The organism is Halobellus captivus, from assembly GCF_003697845.1.
In the GTDB taxonomy this organism is placed as follows: domain Archaea; phylum Halobacteriota; class Halobacteria; order Halobacteriales; family Haloferacaceae; genus Halorubrum; species Halorubrum glutamatedens.
This window is the reverse complement of the sequence record NZ_RDQE01000001.1, coordinates 393,503-402,029: the sequence shown is the minus strand read 5'-3', so window position 1 is coordinate 402,029 and position 8,527 is coordinate 393,503. Positions and strand designations below refer to the sequence as shown.

General features: G+C 69.0%; 5 protein-coding genes. 2 read left to right on the top strand and 3 right to left on the bottom strand.

The window, feature by feature from the left end; genetic code table 11:
- Nucleotides 1–142: 142 nt before the first annotated feature.
- Both EAO78_RS02055 and ilvA read left to right on the top strand, forming a co-directional pair.
- On the top strand, nt 143–550 hold the full coding sequence (locus EAO78_RS02055; protein ID WP_122104187.1) for a gamma-glutamylcyclotransferase family protein: 408 nt from the start codon (nt 143–145) through the stop codon (nt 548–550).
- A gap of 265 nt (nt 551–815) precedes the next feature.
- On the top strand, nt 816–2,027 hold the full coding sequence (gene ilvA / locus EAO78_RS02050) for a threonine ammonia-lyase (protein ID WP_122104186.1): 1,212 nt from the start codon (nt 816–818) through the stop codon (nt 2,025–2,027).
- Nucleotides 2,028–3,107: 1,080 nt separating this feature from the next.
- On the opposite strand, the gene EAO78_RS02045 is transcribed toward ilvA, so the two are convergent.
- The 3 genes from EAO78_RS02045 to folP all read right to left on the bottom strand — a co-directional run bounded on the left by EAO78_RS02045 (nt 3,108) and on the right by folP (nt 8,465).
- Nucleotides 3,108–4,178, bottom strand: a complete 1,071-nt coding sequence (locus tag EAO78_RS02045; protein ID WP_122104185.1) for an NAD(P)/FAD-dependent oxidoreductase — start codon at nt 4,176–4,178, stop codon at nt 3,108–3,110.
- A 75-nt stretch (nt 4,179–4,253) separates the two neighbouring features.
- Nucleotides 4,254–5,771, bottom strand: coding sequence for a DHH family phosphoesterase (locus tag EAO78_RS02040; protein WP_122104184.1), 1,518 nt, complete (start codon nt 5,769–5,771; stop codon nt 4,254–4,256).
- Nucleotides 5,772–5,837: 66 nt separating this feature from the next.
- Entirely contained in the window at nt 5,838–8,465 is a 2,628-nt protein-coding gene (gene folP / locus EAO78_RS02035; RefSeq protein ID WP_122104183.1) for a dihydropteroate synthase, read from the bottom strand.
- Nucleotides 8,466–8,527 lie beyond the last annotated feature (62 nt).

Here is an 8,527-nt window from a genome sequence, read left to right as displayed (position 1 = left end):
ATCTCGTCTAAACAGCCGCCGAGGCGGGCGTTTTTGGGCATAAATCACTTTGAAAACGCACCGCCTCACCTTTCAATCCTTATCTGAACACCGCCCTCGAGGACGCCCGAAGCTTCAAACCCGCGAGCGACCCAGACGACCCATGGACGTCTTCGTCTACGGAACCCTCACCGAGCCGGACCGAGTCGGCGAGGTCCTCGACTCCTTCGTCTTCGTCGGTCCGGCGACGCTGGTCGGGCTCCGCCCCGTCGAGGGACGCTACCCCACGCTCGCCCCCGGCGGGGAGACCGCCGGGCGGCTCCTCCGGACCGACGCGATCGACGTCCTCGACGCGTACGAGGGCGTCGACGACGGCATCTACGTCCGGGTGGCGGTGCCGCTCGACGCGCCCGACGGCCATCCCGAGGAGGCGACCCTCTACGTCGGCGACCCCGATCGACTCGACGCGGACGCGACGTGGCCGGGCGACGGCGAGTTCGGCGAGCGGGTGAGGACGTATCTCGACCGGGCCGACGTCGCCGTCCGTCTCGATCCGGACGCGGCCGTCTGACACGGGTCTGACGCGGGAGAGAGGTCGCCGCTGTCTCACAGTTTCACTTTCACTCCGCCTGCCGGACCTTTTTGTGTCACGCCGCGCTGTCTTCAGTTGCACGTCACACGCGTGCATTCCCCCTTTCCCTTTCACGCGCTCCGTCACCCGCGAGCGGTGCGGCCTCGATCGACGGCTCGGTGACGCGCGCGAACGCGCATCGAAACGACCACGCGGGCGGACGACGACCGGAACCGATTAGCCCGCGGCGTCGCCACGACGGCGTATGCTCTCGTTAGCCGACATTGAGGCCGCCCGCGAGCGGGTCGACGGCGTCGCCCGTCACACGCCGCTCGAGCGGTCGCGGACGTTCTCGGAGATGACCGGCGCCGACGTCCACCTCAAGCTGGAGAACTTCCAGCGTACCGGCGCGTTCAAGATCCGCGGGGCGACGAACCGGATCGCGACGCTGCCCGAGGCGGCCCGGGAGGCCGGCGTCGTCACCGCCAGCGCCGGCAACCACGCGCAGGGCGTCGCGCTCGCGGCCGAGCGCGCCGGCGTCGACGCCACCGTCGTGATGCCGAAGTTCGCGCCCGTCTCCAAGGTGAAGGCCACCCGCGGGTACGGCGCGAGCGTCCGGCTCGAGGGCGTCGACTACGACGAGGCGCAGGCGGCCGCCCACGACCTCGAGCGCGAGCAGGGGCTGACGTACGTCCACGCGTTCGACGACTCGGCCGTGATGGCCGGACAGGGCACCCTCGGGCTGGAGATCGCCGACGACCGCCCCGACCTCGACACGGTCGTCGTCCCGATCGGCGGCGGCGGGCTGATCTCGGGGGTCGCCGTCGCGGTCAAAGAGCGGCTCGGCGACGTCCGCGTCGTGGGCGTTCAAGCGGAGGGCGCGGCCTCGGCGGCCGCGTCGCTGGAGGCGGGCGAGGTCCGCGAGATCGAGGCCGTCGACACGATCGCCGACGGGATCGCCACCCGGTCGATCGGCGAGAGGCCCCTCGAGGTCATGCGCGAGTACGTCGACGAGGTGGTGACCGTCGACGACCGGGAGATCGCCCTCGCGCTCACGCTCCTTTTAGAACGCTCCAAGACGCTCGTCGAGGGGGCCGGCGCGGTCGCGCTGGCGGCGACGCTCTCGGAGGCGTTCGACTACGACGACGACGAGACGATCGTCGCCGCGCTGTGTGGGGGAAACATCGACCTCAACCGGCTCGGGACGGTGGTCCGGCGCGGGCTCGTCCGGATGGGTCGCTACCTCAAGATCACCGTCGACCTGAAGGACCGGCCGGGCGAACTCGAGCGCGTCTCCAGCATCGTGGCGCGCGCCGGTGCGAACGTCTACGCCGTCCACCACGACCGGACCTCCCGGGACGTCGCGGTCAACGCCGCCGAGCTCGAACTCGAGCTCGAGACCGACGACGCCGAACACGCCGCGAGCATCGTCGAGGAGCTCGAGGCCGACGGCTACGAGGTCGAGATCCTGTCGTAAAAACGTAAGTGAATGTATGAGAATGGTAGTTTCTAGATGCCAGCCGAAGATCTAGTTTTTTCTATGGACCGCTCCAGCTGCGACGTCTGTCTGGAGATCGGAACTGTCCTCCAACGTCTTCAAGACAGCAAACGTCTCACCCCAAAAGACGTCGCTCAAGGTCGATTACGAGAGAGTCTGATCAGATTAGACTTACAGAGATTACAATCTCTGGGCCTTGCGGAATCGGTCGGAGCAGATCATTTCCGGATAACGACGGAAGGAAAGTCAACAGAACCAGTGACGGAGGAGCTAAAGCAACAGTACGTGGAACACACAGCCCTGAACAGAGATCAGGGACGAGTGACCGACGTAGAATTCTTGAATTCGTATCAGATCAAACGCGTTAACCTACGATATCTTGAAGAATAGAATCAAGAATATGGCTACATATTAAACAGCTACACGGATACTGAGAGCAGAATATTAAATCAACATGGAAATCGAATATATCGAATTCTTAGAGAATTCCCCTACGATCTTCCCCTGATATCGCAGTGTGCTCACTGGATGCGTGCTATCACGGGACTTCACTGGTTTCCCGATGCGAATCATCGAACGGGAATGACTCTGCTAGAGATCATCCTTGACCAGAATGGATTAGATTCAGATCCACTGCCCGGAAGGTTTCGAAACCGAGCTGTGCTTCGATCGAAGCTACTCCGACTTCTTCATATAAATAGTACGACGCTGTGTGACCTGTGGAAGCGAGACGTCTACTATCACCACTGGTACACGTACTTTCTGGACGTATTCGATGAGACAAGAACCGAGTATAATGCTAGCACATCGATACAGAAACTGAAGAACGCGCTTGAGGAGGCAAGAGGGAGAGAGTTCGTATAGATCTACGCGTCGTTTTTTGGATCGACGCTACCCATCGTGGCGTACAAGTCGCCTTTCTCCTCGAGTTTTTCGTTGAGTAATTTCTCGAATTCGTCGTTTCTCATAGGTGGACGTTGTCTCTCTCTCTATTAGAGTTTTCGGAGAAACCCGCCTCCGAAACCTCGAAACGTGTTCAGTCTCGCATGGGGACGCCACTCAGTCGTCGCCCTCGGCGGCGACGGGCACGGGCTCGTGGAGGTCGCCGGCCCGCTCCAGTTCCGAGAGGTAGTCGTCGGCGTCGAGCGCCGCCTTCACGCCCATGCCGCCGGCGGTCACCGCCTGCTGGTAGTGGTGGTCGACCACGTCGCCCGCGCCGAAGATCCCCTCGACCGCGGTCGCGGTCTGGTTCCCGTCGCGGCCACCCTGCGTCAGGAGGTAGCCCGCGTCGTCGAGTTCGACGCCGGTGTCCGCGAGGTAGTCGGTGTTCGGGGTGTGGCCGATGGCGTAGAACACCGCGCCCACGTCGAAGTCGTACTCCTCGACCTCGTCGGCGGTCGCCGGGTCCTCGAGCTTCTCCTTGGGGTGGCCGTCGGGGTGTTCGACGAGCGTGACGCCCGTGATCCCCTCCTCGGCGCTGCCGTGGATCTCCGTCAGCTCCGTGTTCTTCAGGACCTCTATCTCGCCGTCGTCGACCTTGTCCATCACCCGCTCGATCCAGACGTCCTCCGCGCGGAACTCCTCGCGACGGTGCGCGATGTAGACGGTGTCCGCGAACTTGGTGAGGAAGTTGGCCTCCTCCATGGCGGCGTCGCCGCCCCCGACGACGAGCATGTCCTCGCCGCGGAAGAACGCGCCGTCACAGGTCGCACACGTCGAGAGCCCGTAGCCCATCAGGTCGTCCTCGCCGGGGACCCCGAGCGTCCGCGCCGAGGCCCCGGAGGCGGCGATCACGGCGTCGGCGGTGTAGACGTCGCCGTTCGTGAGCTCGACGCGGAAGTGGCCCTCCGGCTCCTTCTCGACGTCGTCGACGATCCCGCTGCGGAGCTCCGTCCCGAACTTCTCCGCCTGCGCGCGCATCTCGTTTATGAGCTCCGGACCGGAGATCCCCTCGGGGAAGCCCGGGTAGTTCTCCACGTCGGTCGTGAGCGTGAGCTGGCCGCCGGGCTCGTCGCCCTCGATCAACAGCGGATCGTTGTTCGACCGGGCCGCGTAGATCGCCGCGCTCAGTGCGGCGATCCCGCTCCCGGCGACGAGGAGCCGTCGGTGCTCGAGTATTTCATCGCTCATACTATACTGTTCGTGACCGCGGGATATGTAGGTTGCGCTGGCGGTTCGCGCCTCGCGTTCGGTACGCAGATCCTGTCAGTCAGGGAACTCGGCGTCGATCGCCGCCGGCGTCGTTCCGGCCGGCGGCGTGGGAGGCGACGAGAGCGCCTCGAAGAACCGTCCCGCGACGAACTCCTCGACGACGTCGGTCAGCGACTCGTCCTCGGCGACGGCCTCCAAGATCCCGAGCGGGACCTGCGCGCCGGCCATGTTGGCGTGACCGCCCGCGGAGCCGGCCTGCGCGAGCGCGTCCCGGAGCAGTTCGCCGACGTCGAGGTCGGTCCCGCGGGCGCGGGCCGACCCGTAGATCACCCCGTCCATGTAGCCGTAGACGAACGTCACGGCGATCCCCTCGAGGTCGAGCAGCCGGTCGGCCGCCTGGGCGAGCGCGTCGCGGTCGGTGATCTCGCCGACGCAGGTCGCGACCGTCGACCCGCGGACGTCGCGTCGGTCGATCGCGGTCGCGAGCACGCGGAGCGTCTCCGCGCTCACGCTCGGGCTCTCGACGCGGTCGAGCGTCGACTCGTCGACGTGCGGCGTCAGCGACGCGGCGGCCTCGAAGTCGGGGATCGACACCTCGCGGGTGAAATCGCGCGTGTCGATCCGGATCCCGTACAGCAGCGCGGTCGCGAGCGCGCGGTCCGGCTCGATCCCCAGCCGCGAGAGGTACTCCTCGATCAGCGTGCTCGTCGCGCCCACGTCCGGCCGAACGTCGACGAACGTCCCCTCGACCGGTCCGCGGGGGGGATGGTGATCGATCACGACGTCGACCGGCGTTCCCTCCGGCAGCGAGTCGTTGATACCCGCCCGAGAGTGGTCCACGAGCGCGACCCCGCCGTACTCCTCGAGGTCGATCCCGTCGACGGTCGAGAGCGAGAGGTCGAGCAGGTTCACCATCGCGCGGTTCTCCTGGTGGGCGATCTCCCCGCCGTAGCAGGGGTCCGCGGGAACGCCGATCGACTCGGCGATCCGTGCCAGCCCGACCGCGCTCGCGATGGCGTCGGGGTCGGGATTGTCGTGAGCGACGACCAGAAGCGGCCCGGAGAGTCGCCGTATCGTTCGTATCAGCCGCGGCGGACGCTCCGTCGATCCCGCCGATCGGTCGGCGACGTGGTCGCTCTCGGAGTCGGCGATGTGGTCGCGTTCGGCGTCGGACCCGTCGAGGCCGACCGCGTCGCGGACGCGCGCCGCCACCGCCTCCACCGGGTCGACGACGCGGTTCGCGACCGACTCCAGGGCGTCGACCTGCGAGGCGGTCGGAGCCACCCCGACGTGTGAGACGATCATGGCGTCGGGATAGCGTTCGCGGGCCGCGGCGGCGGCGGCGACGTTCCGAGCCGGGTCGTCGCTCGCGACCAACACGACCTCGGCGCGCTCGGGGAACGCCGACGGGTCGGTCGGGTCGGCCTCCACGGTCGCCACGCTGCGGTCGCGCAGCGTCGAGGCCCAACCGGGATCGTCGGTCACGGCGAGGACGTCCTCGGAGCCCTCGGTGACGCGCTCGACGAGGGCGTTCCCGACCGCGCTACAGCCGAGCAGCAGACGCCGGACCATGTACCTCCGCCGAGGGGACGGCGACGCAAAACGCTGCCGTCCGCGGTTCGGGGATGTGGAACCCGGTCACTCCGGGCGATCCGGACCGCTCGCCGCCCGGACGACGTCGACCGCGGCGCGGTTCTCGGCGACGTCGTGGACGCGGACGAGGTCGGCCCCGCGCTCGGCCGCGATCGCCGTCGCGGCGACGGTCGCGTGCTCGCGGTCGTCCGGTCCGAGACCGATCGCGTCGTACAGCGACTTGTACGAGTGGCCGATCAACACCGGACAGCCGAGCGCCGCGAGCTCGTCGGCCCGCCCGAGCAGTTCGAAGTTCTCCGCGGCGGACTTCCCGAACCCGAGCCCGGGGTCGACGATGACCCGATCGCGGTCGATGCCGGCCACCTCCGCGAGCGCGAGCCGCTCGCGGAGGTCGGCGATCACGTCGGCGACCACGTCGCCGTACTCCGGGTCGTTGTCGGGGTCGACGGGGGCGTCGACGCTGTGCATCAGCACCACCGGACACTCGGCGTCGGCGACGACCTCGCGCATTCGGGGATCCTCCAGTCCGGTCACGTCGTTTATCACGTCCGCGCCCGCCTCGAGGGCCGCCTCCGCCACCGCCGCCTTTCGGGTGTCCACGGAGACGAGCACGTCGCCGTCGGCGACCGCCGGGACCTCCCGAACCGCCTCGACGGCCGGGACGACCCGATCGATCTCCTCGTCGACGGGCACCGCCTCCGCCCCCGGCCGGGTCGACTCGCCGCCGACGTCGATCACGTCGACGCCGGCCGCGACCATGCGTTCGGCCCCCGCGACCGCCTCCGCGAGCCCCTCGTGGCGGCCGCCGTCGTGGAAGGAGTCGGGCGTCACGTTGAGGACGCCCATCACCGCGGTGCCGTCGTGCCAGGGGTACGCTTCGGTCGCTCTCTCGTCCGCCTGCGGGACGATCCCGAGGCGCTCCCGGAGGTCGGCCGCGACGCCCGCGAGCCTGTCGCCCGCGCTCTCGAGCCGGTCACACAGCTCGCGGAACTCGGCGAGGGAGCCGGCGAGGGTGACCGGCGACAGCTCGCCGCCCGCGGAGCCGCCGCCGTCGACGTCGCCGCCGCTCCCGTTCGCGCCGACCCCGCCGACGGCGGCCTCGCCGCCGACCGTCCGGAGCGTGGCCGCGACCCGACCGGCACGGTCCCCGCGAAGCCGGAGCGAGCAGGTCCGGTGGTCGATCCCGTCGCGTGCGCGGTCGACGTCCGCCGGCGGGACCCCGCCGACCTCGAGCGCCCGTGCGGCGTCCGCCGGGCCGTCGACCGACTTCGGCGTCACCGTCCGGTGAAGCGACGCGCGCGCCTCCGCGACCGCGAACAGCGAGCCGACGACGAGCACGCAGTCGTCCGCGTCGGCGCGGTCGGTCGCGGTCGCGACCGCGTCGGCGACGTCGTCCCCCTCGGTCACGTCGTCGACGCCGCCCGTCCGGAGCGCCGCCGCGAGCACCGCCGGGTCCTCCGCGCGGTCGAGCGCCGGCCGGCAGGCGATCGCGGTCGCGGCGTCCGGCAGCGCGCCGACCGCGCCGGCGTGGTCCTTGTCGTGCATCGCGGCGTACACGAGGTGGAGGTCCGCGTAGTCGTACTCCGCGAGCGTCTCCGCGAGCGTCGCGCAGGCCGCGGGGTTGTGCGCCCCGTCGAGGACGGTCAGCGGCCCCGTGTCGACGACCTCGAACCGACCGGGCCACGTCGCCCGCGCGAGCCCGTCCGCGAGCGCCCGTTCGGAGAAGGAGGTGTCGACGCTTCCCTTCCCGTCGTCGACCGCCTCGAGGGTCCGCCGCGCCAGCGCGGCCGCGACCGCGGCGTTCGTCGCCTGGTGCTCGCCGACGAGCGGGATCCGGTACCGTCCGGCCGACTCGCCGTCGAACGTCACCGCGGCGTCCGTCGCGCTCACGCGACCCTCGTAGCTCGCGACGATCGCCGGGTCGGGTTCGCTCCCGTCGTCGCCGGCGGAGGATGCGTCGGTGGCGTCGTCGGCGGCGTCGACGTCGCCATCGGCATCGTCGCCTCCCGGCCCCGTCACGGTCGTCACCGGCGCGCCGGCCTCCCCGGCGACCTCGCGGACGACCGAAAGCGCCTCGCCGGAACAGGCCGTGACCATCGGCGCGTCCGGTCTCGCGATCCGCGACTTGGTGCGTGCGATCTCCTCGATCGTGTCGCCGAGGACCGCGGTGTGTTCGAGGGAGACGTTGGTCACCGCGGTGGCGACGGGATCGACCGCGCTCGTCGCGTCGTACTCGCCGCCCAGGCCGACCTCGAGGACGACGACGTCGGCGTCGCGGCGCGCGAAGTCGTGAAGCGCCATCGCCGTGACGACCTCGAAGAAGGTGAGCGGCTCGCCGCCGGCCGCCCGCTCGACGAGCCACGGCTTCACCTCCTCGACGAAGTCGGCGACGGCGGCGTCGGTCATGGGTCGGCCGTCGACGCGGATCCGCTCCGCGAGCGCGGAGAGGTGCGGCGAGGTGTACAGGCCGACGGAGAGCCCGGCCTCCCGCAGGACCGACTCGACCATCCGCGCGGTGCTCCCCTTGCCGTTCGAGCCCGCGATCTGGACGCACGGGATCGCCGCCTCGGGGTTCCCGAGCCGGTCGAGGAGCGCCTCGATGCGCTCCGTGCCGGGCTTGACCGAGAAGCGACGGAGGTCGAACAGGAAGTTCGCCGCCTCGTGGTAGTGCATACGCCGTGGGTCGTCTCCGGGTCGTTTAGACGTACCGAACCCGGATCGGACGCGTAGTGAGC